At 66.4% G+C, this 21,726-nt stretch carries 15 protein-coding genes; 9 read left to right on the forward strand and 6 right to left on the reverse strand.

Annotated elements, in window-relative coordinates:
• The 6 genes from ABU113_RS16095 to ABU113_RS16120 form a co-directional block, all read left to right on the forward strand.
• A partial coding sequence (locus ABU113_RS16095; protein WP_454560497.1) for a hypothetical protein occupies positions 1-193 on the forward strand: 193 nt, incomplete at its 5' end.
• A 192-nt stretch (positions 194-385) separates the two neighbouring features.
• Positions 386-1,408, forward strand: a complete 1,023-nt coding sequence (locus ABU113_RS16100; RefSeq protein WP_454560498.1) for a sulfate ABC transporter substrate-binding protein — start codon at positions 386-388, stop codon at positions 1,406-1,408.
• 120 nt (positions 1,409-1,528) lie between these two features.
• Positions 1,529-2,917, forward strand: coding sequence for a porin (locus ABU113_RS16105; RefSeq protein WP_454560499.1), 1,389 nt, complete (start codon positions 1,529-1,531; stop codon positions 2,915-2,917).
• 84 nt (positions 2,918-3,001) lie between these two features.
• The gene (gene cysT, locus ABU113_RS16110; protein ID WP_454560500.1) at positions 3,002-3,832 is read left to right on the forward strand and encodes a sulfate ABC transporter permease subunit CysT; all 831 of its coding nucleotides are present in this window, start codon (positions 3,002-3,004) and stop codon (positions 3,830-3,832) included.
• 15 nt (positions 3,833-3,847) lie between these two features.
• Entirely contained in the window at positions 3,848-4,681 is an 834-nt protein-coding gene (gene cysW, locus ABU113_RS16115) for a sulfate ABC transporter permease subunit CysW (protein WP_454560501.1), read from the forward strand.
• A gap of 18 nt (positions 4,682-4,699) precedes the next feature.
• Complete coding sequence (locus ABU113_RS16120; RefSeq protein WP_454560502.1) at positions 4,700-5,728, forward strand: sulfate/molybdate ABC transporter ATP-binding protein; 1,029 nt, start codon at positions 4,700-4,702, stop codon at positions 5,726-5,728.
• A gap of 21 nt (positions 5,729-5,749) precedes the next feature.
• On the opposite strand, the gene ABU113_RS16125 is transcribed toward ABU113_RS16120, so the two are convergent.
• A complete protein-coding gene (locus tag ABU113_RS16125) occupies positions 5,750-7,192 on the reverse strand; it encodes an NAD-dependent succinate-semialdehyde dehydrogenase (protein ID WP_454560503.1) in 1,443 nt (480 codons plus the stop codon).
• 120 nt (positions 7,193-7,312) lie between these two features.
• On the opposite strand from ABU113_RS16125, the gene ABU113_RS16130 reads away from it, so the two are divergent.
• Positions 7,313-8,863, forward strand: a complete 1,551-nt coding sequence (locus ABU113_RS16130) for an acetyl-CoA acetyltransferase (protein ID WP_454560504.1) — start codon at positions 7,313-7,315, stop codon at positions 8,861-8,863.
• Here the strand turns inward: ABU113_RS16130 and ABU113_RS16135 are convergent.
• Positions 8,860-10,218, reverse strand: a complete 1,359-nt coding sequence (locus tag ABU113_RS16135; protein ID WP_454560505.1) for an MATE family efflux transporter — start codon at positions 10,216-10,218, stop codon at positions 8,860-8,862. The genes ABU113_RS16130 and ABU113_RS16135 overlap by 4 nt on opposite strands.
• Positions 10,219-10,323: 105 nt before the next feature.
• Between ABU113_RS16135 and ABU113_RS16140 the strand changes: the two genes are divergently transcribed.
• Entirely contained in the window at positions 10,324-11,424 is a 1,101-nt protein-coding gene (locus ABU113_RS16140; RefSeq protein ID WP_454560506.1) for a 6-phosphofructokinase, read from the forward strand.
• Between the two features lie 6 nt (positions 11,425-11,430).
• On the opposite strand, the gene ABU113_RS16145 is transcribed toward ABU113_RS16140, so the two are convergent.
• The 4 genes from ABU113_RS16145 to ispG all read right to left on the reverse strand — a co-directional run bounded on the left by ABU113_RS16145 (position 11,431) and on the right by ispG (position 20,406).
• Entirely contained in the window at positions 11,431-12,456 is a 1,026-nt protein-coding gene (locus tag ABU113_RS16145; protein ID WP_454560507.1) for a glycosyltransferase family 4 protein, read from the reverse strand.
• A 256-nt stretch (positions 12,457-12,712) separates the two neighbouring features.
• Positions 12,713-14,164, reverse strand: a complete 1,452-nt coding sequence (locus tag ABU113_RS16150; protein ID WP_454560508.1) for a glutamate synthase subunit beta — start codon at positions 14,162-14,164, stop codon at positions 12,713-12,715.
• A 25-nt stretch (positions 14,165-14,189) separates the two neighbouring features.
• On the reverse strand, positions 14,190-18,821 hold the full coding sequence (gene gltB / locus ABU113_RS16155; RefSeq protein ID WP_454560509.1) for a glutamate synthase large subunit: 4,632 nt from the start codon (positions 18,819-18,821) through the stop codon (positions 14,190-14,192).
• 454 nt (positions 18,822-19,275) lie between these two features.
• Positions 19,276-20,406: a flavodoxin-dependent (E)-4-hydroxy-3-methylbut-2-enyl-diphosphate synthase gene (gene ispG / locus ABU113_RS16160; RefSeq protein ID WP_454560510.1), complete on the reverse strand. Its 1,131-nt coding sequence runs from the start codon at positions 20,404-20,406 to the stop codon at positions 19,276-19,278.
• 188 nt (positions 20,407-20,594) lie between these two features.
• On the opposite strand from ispG, the gene ABU113_RS16165 reads away from it, so the two are divergent.
• Positions 20,595-21,563 carry an AAC(3) family N-acetyltransferase gene (locus tag ABU113_RS16165; RefSeq protein ID WP_454560511.1) on the forward strand — a complete coding sequence of 323 codons (969 nt, stop codon included), beginning with the start codon at positions 20,595-20,597 and terminating at the stop codon, positions 21,561-21,563.
• Positions 21,564-21,726: the final 163 nt, after the last annotated feature.

Here is a 21,726-nt window from a genome sequence, read left to right on the forward strand (position 1 = left end):
TGCAAACTCCACCATAACGATGAACCCGGTGGCCACCAGCGACGCCGCATTCCGGGGTGGGGCATGCCCCACCCCGGAATACACCATCGCCTACACCGGAAATTACACCACGAGCGCGGACGCTAACTGCGTCCACCGGCGGCGGTGCCACGGTGTCGTCGCGACCGTAAAGCCACTGTTCCAGCGTGAATGAACCCCTGAGCATAGTATCTCACTAACCTAGCAGCATTTTAGCGTCGGTTAAGCGGGATTGATGGTTTGTTACACCGTCGACTCGTTGCCGGCGTGTAAAGTCCAGCTATGGCAACGGCAAATTTAATCCTACTATGTCGACCGATTAAATAGTGTTTATGATCGTGGCCTCATCACCAAGGAGGGACCGATCATGAGAACCATCCTCTCGTCTGCTGTCATCCTGGGGCTCGGGCTGGCACTCGTGGCGCCGGTCGTGGCGCCCGCACACGCCAAGACCCAGGAACTGCTCAACGTATCCTACGATCCGACGCGCGAACTCTATCGTGACTACAACGCCGCCTTCGCCCGCTACTGGAAGGGCAAGACCGGCGACGACGTGGTCATCAAGGCATCGCACGGCGGTTCGGGCAAGCAGGCTCGCGCTGTCATCGACGGTCTGCAGGCCGACGTGGTGACGCTGGCACTGGCAAGCGACATCGACCAGATCGCCAGCCGGTCGAAGGCGCTGCCAGGCGACTGGCAGAAGCGGCTGGCCTATAATTCCGCGCCTTATTACTCGACCATCGTTTTCCTGGTCCGCAAGGGCAACCCCAAGGGTATCAAGGACTGGGATGATCTGGTGAAGCCGGGCATCAAGGTCATCACGCCCAACCCGAAGACCTCGGGCGGCGCCCGCTGGAACTATCTCGCCGCCTGGGGCTATGCGCTGAAGGCCTATGGCAACAGCCCGAAGAAAGCGCAGGACTTCGTCACCGCGCTGTACCGCAATGTGCCGGTGCTGGATTCCGGCGCCCGTGGCTCCACCACCACCTTCGTCCAGCGCGGCGTCGGGGACGTGCTGCTGGCGTGGGAAAACGAGGCCTATCTGGCGGTGAAGGAGCTGGGCGAGGGCAAGGTGCAGATCGTCGTGCCGTCGCTGTCGATTCTCGCCGAACCGCCGGTCGCCTTGGTCGACAAGGTGGTCGACAAGAAGGGCACTCGCCCGGTGGCGCAGGCCTATCTCGACTATCTCTACACCCCGGCGGCGCAGGACCTGGTCGCCAGGCATTATTATCGCCCGCGTCTGCCCGAGGTGGCGACAAAGTATGAGTCCTTCTTTCCGAAGGTGAAGCTGCTCACCATCAATGAGTTCGGTGGCTGGAAGAAGGCGCAGGCGACCCATTTCAACGATGGTGGCCTGTTCGACCAGATCTTCGATGACGCCAAGCGCTGAGCGACGGACGCTTGGTGATAGAATCTCAAGGGAGTGAAAATGATGTCGAGGAATTTTCCGGCGTCGCCGCGTGCGCGCCAAGTGTTGACGCTTGCCTTGCTGGCATCGGCGCTCACGCCTGTGACCGCCAACGCCCAGAGCAAGGGTGACTACGCTAAATTGCTGGAACGCCTGAACGCGCTGGAGCAGAAAGTCGTCACGCTGGAGGGCCAGAACAAGGCGCTCACCGACGAACTGGGCCAGAAATCACAGGCGATCGAGACGCGGACCCAGGAACTGGCCGACCAGGTGGAGTTCCAGACGGGGCGCATCGAGAAGGTCGAGGTGCGGGCGGCGAAGTCGGCACAGCCCGGCGTCGTACCGACGTTCGCCGACGTCAATGGCAACTTCACCTTCAAGGTCCGTGGTGTCGTCGACGCCGATTATGTCGCTTTCAATGGCGGCAAAGGTGGGTATGACTTCAACAACGGCACGGCGTTCCGACGTGCGCGACTGGGCTTCGAAGGTACGGCGTTCAAGAACTGGGGCTGGCGCATCGAGACGGATTTCGCCGGCAACGCCGTGGCCATCCAGGACGCCTATATCCAGTATAACGGCGTGAAAAAATGGGCGTTCACACTGGGCCAGCACAAGGCCCCGTTCGGCCTGGAATCGAACAATTCCGACAACTACAACAGCTTTATCGAACGCTCCATCTTCACCAACGCCATCGGCGAGGCGGGCGCCGAGCGGCGGCTGGGCGCGTCAGCCCAGTATGTCGACGAGGCATTCACGGTCGCCTTCGGCCTGTTCGGCGACAATGAAAGCTCGACCCGCAGCGAGGCCGCGCCCGACGAAAGCTGGGGCCTGAACGCGCGCGCGACCTGGGAACCGGTTGTGTCCGACGCCTTCAATCTACATGTCGGCGCCTCCGGTTTCTGGCGCAATGACGTGAAGGCTGACAACACGGCCGCCGCCGGCACCCTGCGGCTGCGTGAGCGGCCCAATGTCCGCGTCGATGGCGGGCGTATCATCGATACCGGCACCATCACCCGTGTGAACAATCTCTACTACGGCGGCCTGGAGGCGACGGCCATCGCCGGTCCGTTCTCGCTCACCGGCGAATACGGCCACCTGGAGGTGGACCGCGCCACCGGCTTCGAGGACGTCAGCTTTGACGGCCTTTATGTCTATGGCAGCTGGTTCCTGACCGGCGAGAGCCGCGCGTTCAACAAAGGCAATTTTGATCGTCTGAAGCCCTTCGCACCGTTCGACCCGTCAGCGGGAAACTGGGGCGCGTTCGAGCTGGTGGCCCGGTACGACTGGTTCGACGTCTCCGACACGCCGGTGGTCGCCAACGCCGGCAACAAGGCGGAAACCTACACGTTGGGCCTCAACTGGTACTTCAACACCAACTTCAAGGCGATGTTCAACTGGGTGCATTTCAGCGGCACCCACACGCCGCTTGACCCCGTGGGCACCAGGACCAGCGGCGACGCCTTTGCCGCGCGCCTGCACCTGGACTGGTAATTCGCGCGATCCGCGGTGATCCACCCGACGGTCGTTGGCCTGCGCGGGCGGATCACTGCCATCCTGATCTGTACTGGAGAAGCCATGACGATCCTTGCGCGTCGACGCTCCATCATTCCGGGCTTCGGGATCACACTCGGCTACACGCTGCTGGTGCTCGGGCTGGTTGTTCTCATTCCGCTTTCCGCGGTGTTCCTGAAAAGCGCCGGCATGGGCTGGGAAGCGTTCGCCGACGTTGCTTTCTCCCGCCGGGCCTGGGCCGCGTATCGATTGTCGTTCGGGGCATCGTTGCTGGCGGCATCGATCAACCTGGTTTTCGGGCTCACTACGGCCTGGGTGCTGGTACGTTACGAGTTCGCGGGCAAGCGCGTGGTCAGCGCGCTGGTCGATCTGCCCTTTGCCCTGCCGACGGCCGTCGCCGGCATTGCCCTGACCGCGCTCTACGCCGGCAATGGCCTGATCGGCCAGTATCTGGAGCCGTGGGGCGTGCAGGTCGCGTTCACACCGCTGGGCGTGGTGGTGGCACTGGTTTTCATCGGGCTGCCGTTCGTGGTCCGCACGGTGGAGCCGGTGCTGCAGGATCTTGGAGCGGACGTCGAGGAGGCCGCCGCCAGTCTCGGCGCCAGTCGCTGGCAGACGTTCGGCAAGGTCATTTTCCCGGCCATTCTGCCGGCCCTGCTGACGGGCTTCGCGCTCGCCTTCGCGCGGGCGGTTGGCGAGTATGGCTCGGTCATTTTCATCGCCGGCAACATGCCACTGGAGTCCGAGATCGCGCCGCTGCTCATCGTCATTCAGCTTGAACAGTATAATTACGAGGGGGCCACGGCGATCGCCGTCGTCATGCTGGTCGCCTCGTTCGCCCTGCTGTTCGCCATCAACCTGCTCCAGGCGTGGAGCAGGCGTCGCATGGCCTGAACGGGAGCTCCTCCGATGTCATCCTCTACCACCGAATCCCGGCTGGTGCGACGTCTGCTCATTGGCATCGCGCTTGCCTTCCTGTCCTTCAACCTGCTGCTGCCCTTGTTCGCCGTTTTCAGCGAGGCGCTACGCGAGGGTTGGCAGGGTTATCAGGCGGCCATCATCGAGCCCGACGCGCTGGCGGCCATTCGCCTGACGCTGCTGGCCGCCGCCATCGCGGTGCCGTTCAACATCGTGTTCGGCGTTTGCGCCGCCTGGGCCATCGCGCGGTTCGAATTTCCCGGCAAGAGCCTGCTCATCACGCTGATCGATCTGCCGTTCTCAGTGTCGCCGGTCATCGCCGGTCTCATCTATGTGCTGCTGTTCGGCGCGCATGGCTGGTTCGGACCATGGCTGGACGAGCACGACATCCAGATCGTCTTCGCGGTGCCCGGCATCGTGCTGGCGACAATCTTCGTCACCTTTCCCTTCGTCGCCCGCGAACTCATTCCGCTGATGCAGGAACAGGGCAACGACGAGGAAGAGGCCGCCCTGTCGCTGGGGGCCTCGGGCTGGCAGACCTTCTGGCGGGTGACGTTGCCCAATATCCGCTGGGGCCTGCTGTATGGCGTGTTGCTGTGCAATGCCCGCGCCATGGGCGAGTTCGGCGCGGTATCGGTGGTGTCCGGCCATATTCGCGGCCTCACCAACACCATGCCGCTGCACGTCGAGATTCTCTACAACGAATATAATTTCATCGCCGCCTTCGCGGTGGCGTCGCTGCTGGCGTTGCTGGCTCTTGTCACGCTTGTCGCCAAGAGCCTGCTGGAATGGCGTTTCGGCCGCAAGGCCGTCGCCGGTCATTGATCCCGAGGACCATACGTCATGACTGTCTCCGTTCATCATATCACCAAGCGCTTTGGCGCGTTCACGGCGCTGGACGATGTTTCACTCGACGCACGGCCCGGTGAATTTCTTGCCCTGCTCGGGCCGTCGGGTTCCGGCAAGACAACCCTGCTGCGCGTCATGGCCGGGCTGGAATTTCCCGACGCCGGGGCGGTGCTGTTCGATCATGTCGATGTCACCAACGCCCGGGCCGCCGAACGCCGGGTCGGCTTCGTGTTCCAGCATTACGCGCTGTTCCGGCACATGACGGTCGCCGAGAACATCGCCTTCGGTCTCAAGGTGAAGAAGCCGGTGGAACGTCCGTCCCCCGAGGCGATCGCCGCGCGGGTGCGGGATTTGCTGGGTCTGATTCAGCTGGAACATCTGGGCGGGCGCTATCCGTCGCAACTTTCCGGCGGTCAGCGCCAGCGGGTGGCGCTGGCGCGCGCGCTGGCGGTGGGACCGCGCGTGCTGCTGCTGGACGAGCCGTTCGGCGCGCTGGATGCCAAGGTGCGCAAGGATCTGCGGCGCTGGCTCCGGCAGATTCATGATGAAACCGGCGTCACCTCGGTCTTCGTCACGCACGATCAGGAGGAGGCGCTGGAACTGGCCGATCGCGTGGTGGTCATGAACCACGGTCGCATCGAGCAGGTGGGGGAACCGGCGGAAATCTACGACCACCCGGCCAGCGCGTTCGTCGCCGATTTCATCGGCGAGGCCAACCGGCTGGAGGTGACCGTCCGCCATGGCCGTGTCTTTTTCGCGGGCGTCGATCTCGGTCCGGCGGACGGGCATGGCGACGGACCGGCCATTCTCTATGCGCGGCCGCATGACTTCGTGATCACCGATGTCGGCGCGGGCGCCATTCCGGCGGTGCGGCGCAGTCATCGGCGGCTGGGCGCGCGCCATCGCATTCTGCTGTCGCTGGGGGACAGCGGCGCGACCGTCGAGGTGGAGACGCTAGGGCCGCTGGATGACGGTGACGTCTGTCACCTTGCCATCCAGCGGTGGGATCTGTTTCCCGCCTGACCCCGGCGTGTCAGGCGCGGCTCAGCGGTCGATGCCGCCCAGGCAGATGTATTTCGTCTCCAGATACTCGTGCAGACCTTCCTGGCCGCCCTCGCGGCCGAGGCCGGACTCCTTGACACCGCCGAACGGCGCCACCTCGGTCGAGAGAATGCCCTCGTTGACCGCGACCATGCCGTATTCCAGCGCCTCCGAGACGCGGATGACGCGGGAGATGTCGCGGGTGAAAACATAGGCGGCCAGGCCATACTGGGTGGCGTTGGCCAGCCGGATGGCGTCCGCCTCGGTGTCGAAGCGCACCAGCGGCGCCACCGGGCCGAAGATCTCCTCGGTCACCACGGTCATCGCCGGCGTGACGTTGGCGAGCACGGTGGGCTCGTAGAACAGGCCACCCAGCGCCGCGCGCTTGCCGCCGGTGACGACGGTGGCGCCCGCCGCCACCGCCTCGGCGACCATGCCGTCCACCTTGTCGATGGCCTCGGCGTTGATCAGCGGGCCGACCGCGACCCCCGGCTGGTCGCCGGGGCCGACCTTCATCGCCTTGACCTTCTCGGCCAGCCTGGCGGCGAAGGCGTCGTGGATGCCCGCCTGCACCAGGAAGCGGTTGGCGCAGACACAGGTCTGGCCGGCGTTGCGGTACTTCGAGGCCAGCGCGCCTTCCACCGCCTGGTCGAGGTCGGCGTCGTCGAACACGATCAGCGGCGCGTTGCCGCCCAGTTCCAGGCCCAGCTTCTTCACGGTGTCAGCGCACTGGCGGTAGAGAATCTTGCCGACCTCGGTCGAGCCGGTGAACGACAGCGCCTTGACATGCGGGCTGGCACACAGCTCGCCGCCGACGGCACGCGAATTGGTGGTGGTGACCACGTTCAGCACGCCGGCCGGCAGGCCGGCCTGCTCGCCCAGCCGGGCCAGCGCCAGCGCGCACAGCGGCGTCTCCGCCGGCGGCTTGATGACCACGGTGCAGCCGGCGGCCAGCGCCGGGCCCGCCTTGCGGGTGATCATGGCGATGGGGAAGTTCCACGGCGTGATCGCCGCCACCACGCCGACCGGCTGGCGGATGGTCAGGTAGCGCTTGGTACCGACCGTCGTGGGGATGGTCTCGCCATAGGCGCGCTTGGCTTCCTCGGCGAACCATTCGATGAACGAGGCGCCATAGACCACCTCGCCGCGCGCCTCGGCCAGCGGTTTGCCCTGTTCGGCGGTCATCAGCGCCGCCAGTGCGTCGGCGTTGGCGATCATCAGGTCGAACCAGCGGCGCAGGATCACCGAGCGGTCCTTGGCGGTGCGGGCGGCCCAGCCGGGGAAGGCGGCCTGGGCGGCATCGATCGCGGCACGGGTCTCGTCGGCGCCAAGGTCGGGGACTTCGGTGAGCACGGCGCCGGTGGCCGGATTGGTGACCGGGAAGTGCCGGGTGCCGTCGACCCAGCGGCCGTCGATATAGGCTTGGCGAAACGATGCCGCGTCCATGGGGGGAATCCTTTTCAACAGGTGGTCGGATTGGCCGTTGATCTGCGGCGCATGACACGCTTAGGTCAACCCATCAGAGAAGAATTTACGACGACTGTTCATCGCCTGGGGAGGCCTGTCATGACACTTATCGATCCGCGAACACCCGTGATTGTCGGCGTCGCCCAGTACGGCGACCGGGTCAGCGAGCCCGATGCGGCGCTGACCCCGCTTGCCATGCTGGAGAAGGTCGCCCGCGACGCGCTGGCCGACAGCGGGGCCGACAGCGGGGCTGCCGCCGGCGCGCTGGCGGGTCTCGACTGGCTGACGGTGATTCGCACCTTCCCGGACTCCGCGCCGGTCTTCAAGCCGCCGTTCTGGGGCTATACCAACCTGCCGCGCTCGCTGGCCAACCGGCTGGGCGCCAGCCCGGCGCGCCTGACCTACCCGCATGCCGGTGGCAACACGCCGCAGTGGTTCATCAACATGTACTGCGAGGCGATCGCCCGCGGCGAGGCGGAAATCTGTCTGCTGGCCGGCGTCGAGGCGCTGCGTACCGCGGCGCGGGTACAGAAGACCGGCATCGTGCCGGACTGGAGCGAGGACCCGGGCGGGCCGGCGCCGGAAGTGATCGGTGACGACCGCCCCGGCGTCAGCCGGGCCGAGATGGCGCACCAGATGATCATGCCGACGTCCGTCTATCCGCTGTTCGAGAACGCGCTCGGCCACCACTATGGCCGCGACCCGGTGCGTCACCGGCAGGCGCTGGGGGCGCTGATGCAACCGTTCACCGAGGTCGCCGCCGGCAACCCCTGGTCGGCGCTGGCGAGCCCGCGCACGGCGGCTGAACTGTGCGAGCCCAGCGACGACAACCGCTACATCGCCTACCCCTACACCAAATATTTCAACGCCAACATGTTCGTCGACCAGGCGGCCGCCGTGTGGGTGATGTCCACCGCTGCCGCCGACCGGCTGGGCGTGCCGCGGGATCGCCGCTGCTACCTGCATGGCGCCGCCGACACCACCGAGAAGTGGTACGTCTCGGAGCGGGTGAACTATTACAGCTCGCCGGCCATCGCCATTGGTGCCGCCGAGGCGCTCGGCCAGGCCGGCAGGGGCATCGCCGACATGGCGCTGGTCGACATCTACTCCTGCTTCCCGGTGGCGGTGGAGGTGGCGGCCGACGCCATCGGCCTGGCCCACGCCGATCCGCGCGGGCTCACGGTCACCGGCGGCCTGCCCTATTTCGGCGGCCCGGGGAACAATTACGTCACCCACTCGATCGCGGAGATGGTGGCCCGCCTGCGCCGCCAGGCCGGCGCTTTCGGTCTGGTGACCGCCAACGGCATGTACCTCACCAAGCACAGCTTCGGCGTCTACAGCACCACGCCGACACCAGCCCCCTTCGCGCGCGTCGACCCCAAGAGCTACCAGACGCGCATCGATGCCATGGAGTCGCCGCCGCTCAACGCCGCGCCGACGGGCGTTGGCACCATCGAGACCTTCACGGTTGTCTATAATCGCGGCGCGCCGGCGTCGGCACCCGTGATCGGCCGGCTGCCCACCGGCGAGCGCTTCCTCGGCCTGGTCAGCGACCCGGCCCAGGCGGCGGCGATGGTCGACCGGCCAGTGATCGGCCGGCCGGTGCAGGTCGCCACGGGCGAGACCTTCAACAGCGTGACGCTGGTTTAGGCACGGCGTTTCCGCAGGGCTGGCGGGTGGCGCGCGACCATCAGGAAGCGCGCCGCCATCAACACGAAGGCGACCAGTGCGCCCAGCCCCAGCGACAGCGGCAGGGCCAGCGCGCCGACGTCGGTATGGTGGACCAGCGCGAAGGCGATGCCGCACATCACCACAAAGAAGGCAAAGGTCTGGATGACGCCGGCCACCACCTGATCACCGGCGGCGCGCAGGGCGTAGAGCAGCACGGCCTGGGCGCCGTCGAACACCAGGAATGGCGCCAGCAGCACCAGCATGTCGACCGCCAGTACCAGCAGGGCCGGGTCGGCGGTGAACGGCGCCAGCACGACGCGCGGCATGGCGAGGTAGCAGGCGGCGATGGCGAGGATGCTGGCGGCCGCCATGCCGGCGGCCAGCCAGCCTCGCCGGGCGACCGCGCTGGCCTCACCCGCGCCGATGGCGTTACCGACGCGGACGGCCGCCGCCGAGGCCAGCCCCGCCATGAACACCATGCTCGCCATGTGCAGCGAGATCACCGCCTGGAACGCGGCGGCGGGGACCGCGCCCAGTGCGGCGCCGATGGCCATGACAATGGAGAAGCCGCCCAGCTCGAAGGCGGATGCAAGTCCCGGCACCAGGCCGAAGCGCCGCAGTTCGACGCCGTCGCGCCAGGCGCCTCGCCAGGAGGCGCCGATCCCGTAGCGACGGCGGTCCGGCATGGTCCAGATGTAGGCGACGACCGCGATCGCGCCGACGACAACAGACAGCAGGGTGCCGAGCGCCGCACCGTCGGCGCCCATCGCCGGCAGGCCGGCGTTGCCGTAGATGAACAGCCAGTTGAGACCGGCGTTGAGCGGCAGCGTCGACAGGCTGATGACCATCACCGGGCGCGGCCGGCTGATGCCCTCCAGAAAGTAGTGGCACGCAATGGCCACCAGATTGGGGACATAAGCCAGGGCGAGGATACGCATGAAGCCGGCGCCGCCCGCCACCATGTCCGCGGGTACATCGATCAGCCGCAGGATGGTCGCCCCGGACAGGTAAAGGATGCTCAAGGCCAGTCCACCGATGGCGATGGCATAGGCTATGCCCTGGCGCAGGATGGCGCCGCAGCGGTGGTGGTCGCCGGCACCATCGGCGCGCGCGGTCAGCACGGTGACACCCGAGATCAGCCCCATGCAGACGACGATGCCGGTCCAGTGCAGGATGCGGCCGGCACCGAGATAGGCGAGTTCCGTGGTCGAGAAGCGTCCGACCATGGCGGTATCGATGAGGTTGAGGGCCAGCCACTGGAAATGTGCCAGCATCACCGGCCAGGCGAGGCTGACCAGTCGGCGCACTTCGGATCGGCGTGTCTGCCAGGACATGGCGGCGAGCCATACGTGAAATGTATCTGGCTGGCGAGGGGCGGTTTTGCGCGGCGCCCGCCGGCGTGGCATAGGGGATGACCTCGGGTGAATGAAAGGAAAGTCATGCGGATCGGCATCCTCACCGGCGGCGGCGACGTGCCTGGCCTCAACCCGTGCATCAAGGCCATTGCCGAGGGCGCGGCCGAGCGCGGCTGGGCGGTGACCGGCTTCCTGCGCGGCTGGTTGGGGCCACTGGCGATAGACCCCGGCGCCATCGACCTGACGGCGCCCCTCGGCAGCATGGAACTCACGCCTGCGGTGGTACGCGGCATTGACCGTGAGGGCGGCACCATTCTGCATACCTCCCGCACCGACCCCCGTCGGACGCCCCGGGGTGACCGCACGGCGCATGTGCGCGCGGTGCTCGCGGCCATGGGTGTCGATGTCATGATCACGCTGGGCGGCGACGGCACACTGCGTTTTTCGGCCCATCTCGCCAGTCTCGGGACGCCGGTGATCTCGATCCCCAAGACCATGGACAACGATGTCTTTGGCACCGATTACTGCATCGGCTTTTCCACGGCTGTCAGCCGCTCGGTCGACGCCATCAACGCGCTGCGCACCACCACGTCGAGCCATGAGCGGATCGGTGTCATCGAGCTGTTTGGCCGGCGTTCTGGCGAGACAGCGCTGTTGTCGGGGTTCCTGGCGCAGGCTGACCGCATCGCCATCGCCGAGACGCCGGTCGATCTCGACCGGCTGATTCCGCTGATTGTCGCCGATCGCGAGGCCGCGCGGCGCAGCTATGCCATGCTGGTGGTGTCGGAAGGGGCGCAGATCGCCGGAGAGATCGTCGATGACGATCTGTCGAAGTCGGCCACCAGCCGGGTGTCACTGAGTGTCGGCCAGCGGATTGCCCAGGCCATCGAGGCGCGCAGCGGCGTCGGCACGGTGGTGCAGGAACTGGCCTACCTGATGCGCGCCGGCGCGCCCGACGCGCTGGATCGCATGGTCGGCTTTGCCTTCGGTACGCTGGCGGTACAGCTGATCGCGCGCGGCGAGGTCAACCGGCTGGTCTGTCTGCGCGACGGCAACTACGGTCATGTCCCCATCGACACGGTCAACCAGGGGACCAAGAGGCTCGATGTGGGCCGGCTGTATGACCCTGCCGACTATCGCGCCAAGATCGCTGACGTCAACGCCATGCCGATGTTCCTGTACTGAAACCGCTCAGGCAGCGTGTGCCGAGGCCGCTCGCTGGGCAATAACGATGACCAGCGCATAGAGCACCAGCTGCGCCAGCAGGATCTGAACATCGAAGACCGGGAATATCAGGGCCGCGACGCTCGGCACGCCGACCATCGCCCAATAGGCGAACACGCTGCGGGGCCAGCCGAGCAGCCGCCCCAGATGATGGTGCAGATGTTCACGGTCGCCCGAGAACGGCGATCGTCCCGCGCGCAATCGCCGGATCATCAGGCGCAGACAATCGATCGTGGGCACGGCGAACCAGACCGCGATATGGCCAGCTTTCAACGAGCCGCTGCCGTTGGCGTAGACCTCGATCGCCAGCAGGCCGATGAGGGTCGCCAACCCATAGCTGCCGGCATCACCGAGAAAGAAACGACCGCGCCAGTTGAACAGCAAAGCGACGCCCAGTGCCGTCATCAGGGTGGCGAACAGCGGCTGTAACGTGGTGTCGCCATGCATCCACAGGCAGAAGGTCCAGATCATGCACAGGCCGATCACCAGGCCATTCTTGCCATCCGCCATGTTGACGGCGTTGAGCAGGCCCACCAGGCAGAGAATGGTAAAGGGCGCGGCCAGCTCGCCCCAGTGCAGACTGGGCAGCACATTGGTGAATCGCAGGATGACGACTTCCAGCGAGGTCGCCAGGGTCAGCGTCAGTGCGAACACTGCGAGGGAGATCAGCAGTCGCTGAAGGGGGCGCAGGCCGATGCGGTCGTCGACGAGGCCCAAAGCCGCCTGCATAGCGGTGCACAGGCCGATCAGGCCGATGTCCGCCCACTGGGCGTGCCCCTGGCCATAGGATGCGAAACTGAGCCACAAGCACATCAGCAGGGCGGGGGGAAGGATAGCGATGCCTCCCACCAGCGGAGTGGGTCTGGCGTGGCGCTTCCGGCCGCCATGCGGGTCAGGATGGTCGATAAGGCCAAACCGCTGTCCCACCGCGCTGGCGCGCAGACCCACAGCACCGGCGAAAAGCGCGGCAATCAGGATGAAGAGGATTGTCATGGGCTAGGCGGCCATAGGTCCGTTCAAGATATCCGCACAACTTTCACCGTCGACCCCTGTTATAGGGCGCAACATAGCAGTTGGCGCGCGAAGGGAAAGCCGGAAGTTGTAGCGAAACCCGCCACTGTCACCGTGGGGTGCGGGATGTTGCGACCTCGATACAGCCGCGGCCCGCGCTGGGGCGTGCGTCATATGAAAAGCCCCCGCCGACCGGCGGCCGGCGGGGGCTGTCGTCAGCGGCGCTGCGGTTAGGATATCAGCGCGGCAACAGGCTCTTGCCCATCAGATATTCGTCGACCGCACGGGCACACTGCCGACCCTCGCGGATTGCCCACACCACCAGCGACTGGCCGCGCCGCATGTCGCCACAGGCGAAGATGCGGGCGACGCTCGACTTGTAGTCGCTGGTCTCGGCCTTGACGTTGCCGCGACCGTCCAGCACGACATTGGCCTGCTGCAGCAGGCCCTGCTTGCGCGGCCCGGTGAAGCCCATGGCGAGCAGCACCAGATCAGCCTTGATCTGGAACGCGCTGCCGGCGACCTCGCGCATTTCCTGGTGACCGTCGGCGCCCTTCACCCACTCGACGCGTACGCACTCCAGCGCCTCGACGCGACCGTCGCTGCCGACGGCCCGCTTGGTCAGTACCGACCAGTCGCGATTGCAGCCTTCCTCGTGAGATGAGGACGTGCGCAGTTTCATCGGCCAGTCCGGCCAGCTCATCGCCTTGTCTTCCTTCACCGGCGGCTTGGGCATGATCTCGAACTGGGTGATGGACGCCGCGCCCTGGCGGTTGGAGGTGCCCACGCAGTCCGAGCCGGTGTCGCCACCGCCGATCACCACCACATGCTTGCCTTTGGCGCTCAGCGTGCCGTTGGGCGCGGCGCGGGCCTCGTCGTCGCCGGCGACGCGCTTGTTCTGCTGGGTAAGGAAGTCCATGGCGAAGTGGATGCCGGCGAGGTCGCGGCCGGGCACTTCCAGGTCGCGCGGCTGCTCGGCGCCGCCGGCGAGCACCACGGCGTCGTAGTTTTCCCGCAGGCTGTCGACCGACACCACGACACCGACCTCGGTATTGACGCGGAACTCGACACCTTCGGCTTCCATCTGGCGGGCACGCCGGCTGATCAGCTGCTTGTCGAGCTTGAAGTCGGGGATGCCATAGCGCAGCAGGCCACCGACGCGGTCGCTCTTCTCGAATACCGTCACGGCGTGACCGGCACGGGCCAACTGCTGGGCGCAGGCCAGACCAGCCGGGCCGGACCCGACCACGGCGATGCTCTTGCCCGATTTGATCGCGGCCGGCTGCGGCGTGATCCAGCCTTCTTCCCAGCCCTTGTCAACGATCTGGCATTCGATGGTCTTGATGGTGACCGGGCTGTCCTGGATGTTCAGGGTGCAGGAGGCCTCGCAGGGCGCCGGGCAGACGCGGCCGGTGAACTCGGGGAAGTTGTTGGTCGAATGCAGTGTTTCCAGCGCGGTGCGCCAGTCGTCGGCATAGACCAGGTGATTCCAGTCCGGGATCAGGTTGTTGACCGGACAACCGTTGTGGCAGAACGGGATGCCGCAGTTCATGCAGCGCGCGGCCTGGTCGCGCAGTTCCGCTGCGGGCAGCGGCTTGATGAACTCGCGATAGTGCTTCAGCCGCTCTTCCGGCTTGTCATAGCCGCGGTCATGACGCTCGATCTCAAGGAAGCCGGTGGGCTTGCCCATGGTGCTTCTCCAGCCTTTAAAGTCGTTATTCGGCGGCAACGGCGGCAGCTGCCAGCCGTTCCGCTTCGAGGTCGCGCAGGGCGCGGCGATAGTCCTTCGGCATCACCTTGACGAACTTGCCCAGCGAGGCTGACCAGTCGTCGAGCAGGGCCCTGGCGCGCGCACTGCCGCTGTACAGGTGGTGGCGTTCCAGCAGGATGCGCAGGCGTTCGGCATCATGGCGCAGCATGTCGCCCATGCCATAGTCATGGACGTCGATGGCGCGCTGCTGCGGCCGGTTCGGCGCGTCGGCATCGGCCTCGCTGACGGCGAGCGGCTCGATGTCGACCATCGCCATGTTGCAGCGATCGCGGAAGTGGCCGTCGACGTCGTAGACGTAGGCCACGCCGCCCGACATGCCGGCCGCGAAGTTGCGCCCGGTCATCCCCAGTACGACGACCACGCCGCCGGTCATGTATTCGCAGCCATGGTCGCCGACGCCCTCGACGACCGCGATGGCGCCGGAGTTGCGCACGGCGAAGCGCTCGCCCGCCACGCCGACGAAATAGGCCTCGCCGGCGATGGCGCCGTAGAGCACGGTATTGCCGACAATGATGTTGGCCGCCGGGTCACGGTCGACATTGGACGGCGGCCGGACAATCACCCGCCCCCCCGACAGGCCCTTGCCGACATAGTCGTTGCCGTCACCCACCAGATCCAGCGTCACGCCGTGGGCGAGGAAGGCGCCGAAGCTCTGGCCGGCGACGCCGGTCAGCTGGACCGAGATGGTGCCGTCGGGCAGGCCGGCATGGCCATGGCGACGGGCGACCTTGCCCGACAGCATGGCGCCGGCGGTGCGGTTGATGTTGCGGATCGGCTGTTCGATGCGCACCGGCGTACCGGCTTCCAGCGCCGGCCGGGCCGCCGCGATCAGCACGTGATCGAGGGCGGCGTCGAGGCCGTGGTCCTGGGTCGCGGTGTTGCGCAGGCTGCCGCCCGGCGCCACCGGCACCTGGTGCAGGATCTTCGACAGGTCGACGCCGCGCGCCTTCCAGTGATCCAGCGCCTGGCGCATGTCGAGCTTGTCGACCCGGCCGATCATCTCGTTCAGCGTGCGGAAGCCAAGCCTGGCCATGATCTGGCGCAGCTCCTCGGCGACGAAGAAGAAATAGTTGATGACGTGCTCGGGCTGACCGGTGAAGCGTTTGCGCAGCACCGGATCCTGCGTCGCCACGCCCACCGGGCAGGTGTTGAGGTGGCACTTGCGCATCATGATGCAGCCGGCGGCGATCAGCGGCGCCGTCGCGAAGCCGAACTCGTCGGCGCCCAGCAGCGCGCCGATGGCGACGTCGCGGCCGGTGCGCAGGCCGCCGTCCACCTGCACCGCGATGCGGTCGCGCAGGCCGTTGAGCAGCAGCGTCTGCTGGGTTTCTGCCAGACCGATTTCCCACGGGCTGCCGGCGTGCGTCAGCGAGGTCAGCGGCGAGGCGCCGGTGCCGCCCTCGAAGCCCGAGATGGTCACATGGTCGGCACGCGCCTTGGAGACGCCGGCGGCGACGGTGCCGACACCGACCTCCGACACCAGTTTCACCGAAATGCGGGCGCCGGTGTTGACGTTCTTCAGGTCGTGGATCAGCTGGGCCAGATCCTCGATCGAATAGATGTCGTGGTGCGGCGGCGGCGAGATCAGGCCGACGCCCGGCGTCGAGTGGCGGACCTTGGCGATGTTCTTGTCCACCTTGTGACCGGGTAGCTGGCCGCCCTCGCCGGGCTTGGCGCCTTGGGCCATCTTGATCTGGATGTCATCGGCGTTGACCAGATATTCCGCGGTCACGCCGAAGCGGCCCGAGGCGACCTGCTTGATCGCCGAGCGCATCGAGTCGCCGTTGGGCAGTGGCTTGAAGCGATCCGGTTCCTCGCCGCCCTCGCCGGTGTTGGACCGGCCGCCGATGCGGTTCATGGCGATGGCCAGCGTGGTGTGGGCCTCGCGGCTGATCGAGCCGAAGCTCATGGCGCCGGTGGCAAAACGCTTGACGATTTCCGAGGCCGGCTCGACCTCCTCGATCGGCAGCGGGGTGTCGGCGAACCGGAAGGTCATCAGACCGCGCAGCGTCAGCAGCCGCTCACTCTGCTCGTTGATGGCGGCAGCGAACTCGGCGTAGTCGCTGGCGACATTGCCGCGCACCGCATGCTGCAGCTTGCCGATGGTCTGTGGCGTCCAGGCATGGTCCTCGCCGCGCAGGCGATAGGCGTAGGTACCGCCGACATCCAGCATGTTGCGGTAGATCGGGTTGTCGCCGAAGGCGTCGCGGTGCCGCCGCACGGTTTCTTCGGCCACCTCGCGCAGGCCGATGCCCTCGACAGTGGTCGCCGTGCCGGTGAAATAGGCCTGGACGAAGGCCGACGACAGGCCAACCGCGTCGAAGATCTGCGCCCCGCAGTAGGACTGGTAGGTGGAGATGCCCATCTTGGACATCACCTTCAGGATGCCCTTGCCCACCGCCTTGATGTAGTTTTTCTGCACCTCATAGGGCTTGAGCGGCAGGTTCTGGCGGACACGGATCTGCTCCAGGGTCTCGAACGCCAGATAAGGGTTCACCGCTTCCGCGCCGTAGCCCGCCAGCACGCAGAAGTGATGCACTTCGCGCGCCTCGCCGGTCTCGATGACCAGGCCGGTCTGCATGCGCAGGCCCTGGCGGACCAGATGGTGGTGCACCGCCGCCGTTGCCAGCGCGGCCGGAATGGCGATGCGCTCGGCCGATACCGCGCGGTCGGACAGGATGAGGATGTTGTTGTCCGCCAGCACGGCGTCGGTTGCTTCATGGCAGATGCGGCTGACCGCGCGCTCCAGGCCTTCGGCGCCCTCGCCGGCCGGCCAGGTGATGTCGATGGTGACGGTGCGGAAGGCGCCGTCGAGCAACTCGGACACCGAGCGGATCTTCTCCAGGTCGGCATTGGTGAGGATCGGCTGCGAGACTTCCAGCCGCTTGTGGGTGCCGGCATGATGGCCGAGCAGGTTCGGCCGCGGGCCGATCATCGACACCAGCGACATCACCAGTTCCTCGCGGATCGGGTCGATCGGCGGGTTGGTGACCTGGGCGAAGTTCTGCTTGAAATAGTCGTACAGCAGCTTGGAACGCTTCGACAGCACGGCGATCGGCGTATCGGTGCCCATGGAGCCGATCGGGTCGTCGGCCTGCTCGGCCATCGGGGTCAGAAAGCGCTCAATGTCCTCTTGCGAATAGCCGAAGGCCTGCTGGCGATCGAGCAGCGACACGCTCTCATCGCCCGGCGCGCCACTGGATTCCAGCGAGTCGGGCAGTTCCTCCAGCTTGTACTGGGTGTCCTTCAGCCATTCCTCGTAAGGCTCGGCTTCGGCGAGGCTGGCCTTGATTTCCTCGTCCTCGATGATGCGACCCTGCTCAAGGTCGATCAGCAGCATCTTGCCCGGCTGCAGGCGCCACTTGCGGACGATGTTCTCTTCCGCCACCGGCAGCACGCCGGATTCGGAGGCCATGATGACATGGTCGTCGTCGGTCACCAGGAAGCGGGCCGGGCGCAGGCCGTTGCGATCCAGTGTGGCGCCGATCTGCCGGCCGTCGGTGAAGGCGATGGCCGCCGGGCCGTCCCACGGTTCCATCAGGGCGGCGAAATACTCGTAGAAGGCCTTGCGCTTGGCATCCATCAGCGGGTTACCGGCCCATGCCTCCGGAATCAGCATCATCACCGCCTGCGCCAGCGGGTAGCCACCGGCCACCAGCAGCTCCAGCGCATTGTCGAGGCAGGCGGTGTCGGACTGGCCGTGCGGGATGAGCGGCCACATCTTGTCGAGGTCCGGCCCCAGCAGGTCGGATTCCAGCGTGCGGCGGCGGGCGTTCATCCAGTTGACGTTGCCGCGCACCGTGTTGATCTCGCCGTTGTGGGCGATGAAGCGGTACGGGTGGGCCAGCTTCCAAGACGGGAAGGTGTTGGTCGAGAACCGCTGGTGGACCATGGCCAGCGCCGAGGTCGTCAGCGGGTTGGCGAGATCCTCGTAGAAGCTGCCCACCTGGCCCGCCAGCAGCAGCCCCTTGTAGACGATGGTGCGGCTGGAGAAGGACGGCAGGTAGAACTGGCTCAGGCCCGGCAGGTTCTGCTTCCGGGCAATTTCGGCGAGCGGGTTCTGGGTCTGCTTGCGGATGGCCAGCAGCTTGCGCTCGAAGGCATCCTGGTCGCGGGTGTTGGGGCCGCGGCCGACGATGGCCTGGCGGATCACCGGCATTTCCGCCAGCACGGCCTTGCCGAGGCCGGCGGTGTTCACCGGCACGTCGCGCCAGCCGATCAGCGTCTGGCCCTCGACGCGCACGAAGCGCTCCAGCTGCCAGACGGCGGCCTCGCGGGCGGCGTCGTCCTGCGGCAGGAAGCACATCGCCACGGCATAGTCGCCGGGCGCCGGCAGGCTGAGTCCGGCCTTGTCGGCCCAGTCACGCAGCAGGGCGTCGGGAATCTGGATCAGGATGCCGGCGCCGTCGCCCATCAGCGGGTCGGCGCCCACGGCGCCGCGATGGTCGATGTTGAGCAGGATCTCCAGACCACGACGCACGATGTCGTTCGATTTCACGCCCTTGATGTTGGCAATGAAACCGACGCCGCAGGCATCGTGTTCGTTCCGGGGGTCGTACAGACCCTGCTTGCTCACATTCACCATCCCGCCCAATCCTTAACTTCCTGGCGTCAGACGCAACTGAAGTACGCTGCCCGGCAGCATACCACCGTGCATCGCACCTCGCTCTCTCTCCAAACCTCCGCTGGCGGTCACGCAGCCCCCGGACGCCTGAACCCGCTGCGATATCCCATTCCGCCCCGAGGTCAAGCGTCGGTGCGGCGTCCAAACCTGTCATTTCCGGCGGGAAGACCCCGCATATTACCTGCTGTGGCAGCAGGTGTAATGGTTAACTATGGGTAATATATGGAGTTTTCTGGACGCGCTCGGGGTGCTGCCGCATTCTGCGGGCCGAAGAGAAACTTCTGCCTCGACCGACTGGCAAGCATCCTCCATCGGGGTGTCGTCCGGCGACTGCAATTTTCCGTCCCGTGATTCGGTGCGCGTGATGTGTTCTTCTCAGCCGGCTCGCCAGTTGAGTAATTTTATTTCATGCAACCGGTGCCGCAGCGGCCGTCCCGACGTCCGCGGCCTCGATCTCGGCCGCCTTGGCTTCCACCAGCGCGACGATGTGATCGACCATCTGCGCATCGTCGATATGGTGGTCGGTCACGCCGGAGAGGTAGACCATATGCTTGCCGGCGCCGCCGCCGGTGACGCCGATGTCGGTCTCGCGCGCCTCACCGGGGCCGTTGACGACGCAGCCGATGATCGACAGCGACAGCGGCGTGTGGATGTGCGCCAGCCTCGCCTCCAGCGTCTCCACCGTCTTGATGACGTTGTAGCCCTGGCGGGCGCAGGACGGGCAGGAGACGATGCGCACGCCGCGGTGGCGGATGCCCAGCGACTTCAGCATCTCGAAGCCGACGCGCACTTCCTCCTCCGGCGGCGCCGACAGCGAGACGCGGATGGTGTCGCCAATGCCGCCCCACAGCAGCATGCCCATGCCGATGGACGACTTGACGGTGCCGCCGATCAGGCTGCCGGCCTCGGTGATGCCCAGGTGCAGCGGGTAGTCGCAGGCGTCCGCCAGTCCCTGGTAGGCGGCGACGGCGAGGAACACGTCGGAGGCCTTCACCGAGATCTTGAACTCGCGGAAGTCGGCGTCCTCCAGCAGCCTGGCGTGCTCCAGCGCGGATTCCACCATCGCTTCCGGGCAGGGCTCGCCATATTTTTCCAGCAGGTGCCGCTCCAGGCTGCCGGCGTTGACGCCGATGCGCATGGAACAGCCATTGGCGCGGGCGGCGCGCACCACTTCCTTCACACGCTCCGGCCCGCCGATGTTGCCGGGGTTGATGCGCAGGCAGGCGGCGCCGGCATCGGCGGCTTCCAGCGCGCGCTTGTAGTGGAAGTGGATGTCGGCGACCAGTGGCACCCTGGCGGCGCGGGCGATCTGGCGGAAAGCCGCGGTCGACTCCTCGTCGGGGCAGGAGACGCGGATGATGTCGGCGCCGGCATCCTCGCAGCGGCGGATCTGGTCGATGGTGGCGGCGGCGTCCGAGGTCACCGTGTTGGTCATGGTCTGGACGGTGATCGGGGCGTCACCGCCAACGGGCACCTTGCCGACCATGATCTGGCGACAGCGGCGGCGCGTGATGTCGCGCCAGGGGCGAATGCTCATCGGATTACCCGGACAGTTGCAACGAATGCCTGCTATATAGGCGCCGCCGCTGCGCATGGCGAGCCGGACGTGCCGGTATTCACCACATCGAGGCGTTGCGCCCGGCGGCCTATGGGCATGGCGTTAATCCGGCCTTATGATTGTTAGGCTAAGCGGGGGCACTCAACCGGCGACCAGAGGGGGGCGTCATGAGCATGGCAGGGGCATTCAAGCGCCTTCTCAAGCAGATTCTGCTGCCGCCCGTAGAGGCGATGCGGCGTCGCCGGCGTCAACACGAGCTCAAGTCGGAACGCGTTGCGGTGTCACAGACGCAGCTTGCCGCGGCGATTGCGGCGCTGCCGTTGCACAAGGGTGGTGTCGTGCTCGTCCACTCCTCCCTGAAGAGCCTGGGCTACGTCGAGGGTGGTGCCGAGGCGGTGGTGGAGGCGCTGGTCGACGGCATCGTCAAGGCTCATGGCGGCACCGTCATGCTGCCGACCTTCTCCATCGACGGCACCATGTACAATACGCTCAAGTCGGGTCGGGCTTTTGATGTCCGCTCCACTCCGTCCAATCTCGGGGCACTGCCGGAGGCGTTCCGTCGCCACCCGCTGGCGGTGCGCAGCGTCCACCCGTCGCACAGCTTCGCCGCTATCGGGCCGGAGGCGGCCTGGCTCACCGAGGCGCATCATCTCGCCCGGACCAACTTTGGCGACGACACGCCGATGGCACGGATGCTCGCGCGGCCCAGTCAGTTGCTCGGCCTGGGTACCAACCTCGGCAATGTGACCTTCTATCATGTGCTCGAAGACCGGGAGGCCTTTCCGTTCCCGGTGTACGCGCCGGACGGTCCGTTTGCCGTCGACTGCACCGACCGCGCAGGCGTGGTGCACCACCTCAGCCTCAACGCGCACCAGCCCGGCGAGCTGCCGATGCGGCGGATCGATCACCGCACTGGCGGCGCGACCCTGCGGGCGCTCTACACCGCGCACATGGAGGCGCGGGGGGTGTTGAGCTGGCATCAAGTTGGCGAGGCGCGCAGCTGGCTGGTGGACGCCAACAGTTTTTATCGGGAGGTCAAGGCCTTGATGGAAGAAGGACTTACCGTCTATGCCGACGAGGCCGGGCGGACAGCGTTTGCCAGCCGCCACGGCATGACACTGCCCTCCGCCCCGTAAGATCGCAGGACCAGGGAAAGAATATGTTGCGACACCGTTAGCGTCCGCGCTCGTGGTGTAATTTCCGGTGTAGGCGATGGTGTATTCCGGGGTGGGGCATGCCCCACCCCGGAATGCGGCGTCGCTGGTGGCCACCGGGTTCATCGTTATGGTGGAGTTTGCA

The sequence above is a fragment of the Parapedomonas caeni genome (assembly GCF_041060555.1).
Classification (GTDB): Bacteria; Pseudomonadota; Alphaproteobacteria; order Sphingomonadales; family Sphingomonadaceae; genus CAUJIW01.

Coding starts and splice junctions, on each gene's coding strand:
- ABU113_RS16165 (WP_454560511.1), top strand. CDS start 20,595: ATGAGCATGGCAGGGGCATTCAAGCGCCTTCTCAAGCAGATTCTGCTG.
- ispG (WP_454560510.1), bottom strand. CDS start 20,406: ATGAGCATTCGCCCCTGGCGCGACATCACGCGCCGCCGCTGTCGCCAG.
- ABU113_RS16130 (WP_454560504.1), top strand. CDS start 7,313: ATGACACTTATCGATCCGCGAACACCCGTGATTGTCGGCGTCGCCCAG.
- ABU113_RS16140 (WP_454560506.1), top strand. CDS start 10,324: ATGCGGATCGGCATCCTCACCGGCGGCGGCGACGTGCCTGGCCTCAAC.
- ABU113_RS16145 (WP_454560507.1), bottom strand. CDS start 12,456: ATGACAATCCTCTTCATCCTGATTGCCGCGCTTTTCGCCGGTGCTGTG.
- ABU113_RS16120 (WP_454560502.1), top strand. CDS start 4,700: ATGACTGTCTCCGTTCATCATATCACCAAGCGCTTTGGCGCGTTCACG.
- ABU113_RS16150 (WP_454560508.1), bottom strand. CDS start 14,164: ATGGGCAAGCCCACCGGCTTCCTTGAGATCGAGCGTCATGACCGCGGC.
- ABU113_RS16100 (WP_454560498.1), top strand. CDS start 386: ATGAGAACCATCCTCTCGTCTGCTGTCATCCTGGGGCTCGGGCTGGCA.
- cysW (WP_454560501.1), top strand. CDS start 3,848: ATGTCATCCTCTACCACCGAATCCCGGCTGGTGCGACGTCTGCTCATT.
- ABU113_RS16125 (WP_454560503.1), bottom strand. CDS start 7,192: ATGGACGCGGCATCGTTTCGCCAAGCCTATATCGACGGCCGCTGGGTC.
- ABU113_RS16135 (WP_454560505.1), bottom strand. CDS start 10,218: ATGTCCTGGCAGACACGCCGATCCGAAGTGCGCCGACTGGTCAGCCTC.
- cysT (WP_454560500.1), top strand. CDS start 3,002: ATGACGATCCTTGCGCGTCGACGCTCCATCATTCCGGGCTTCGGGATC.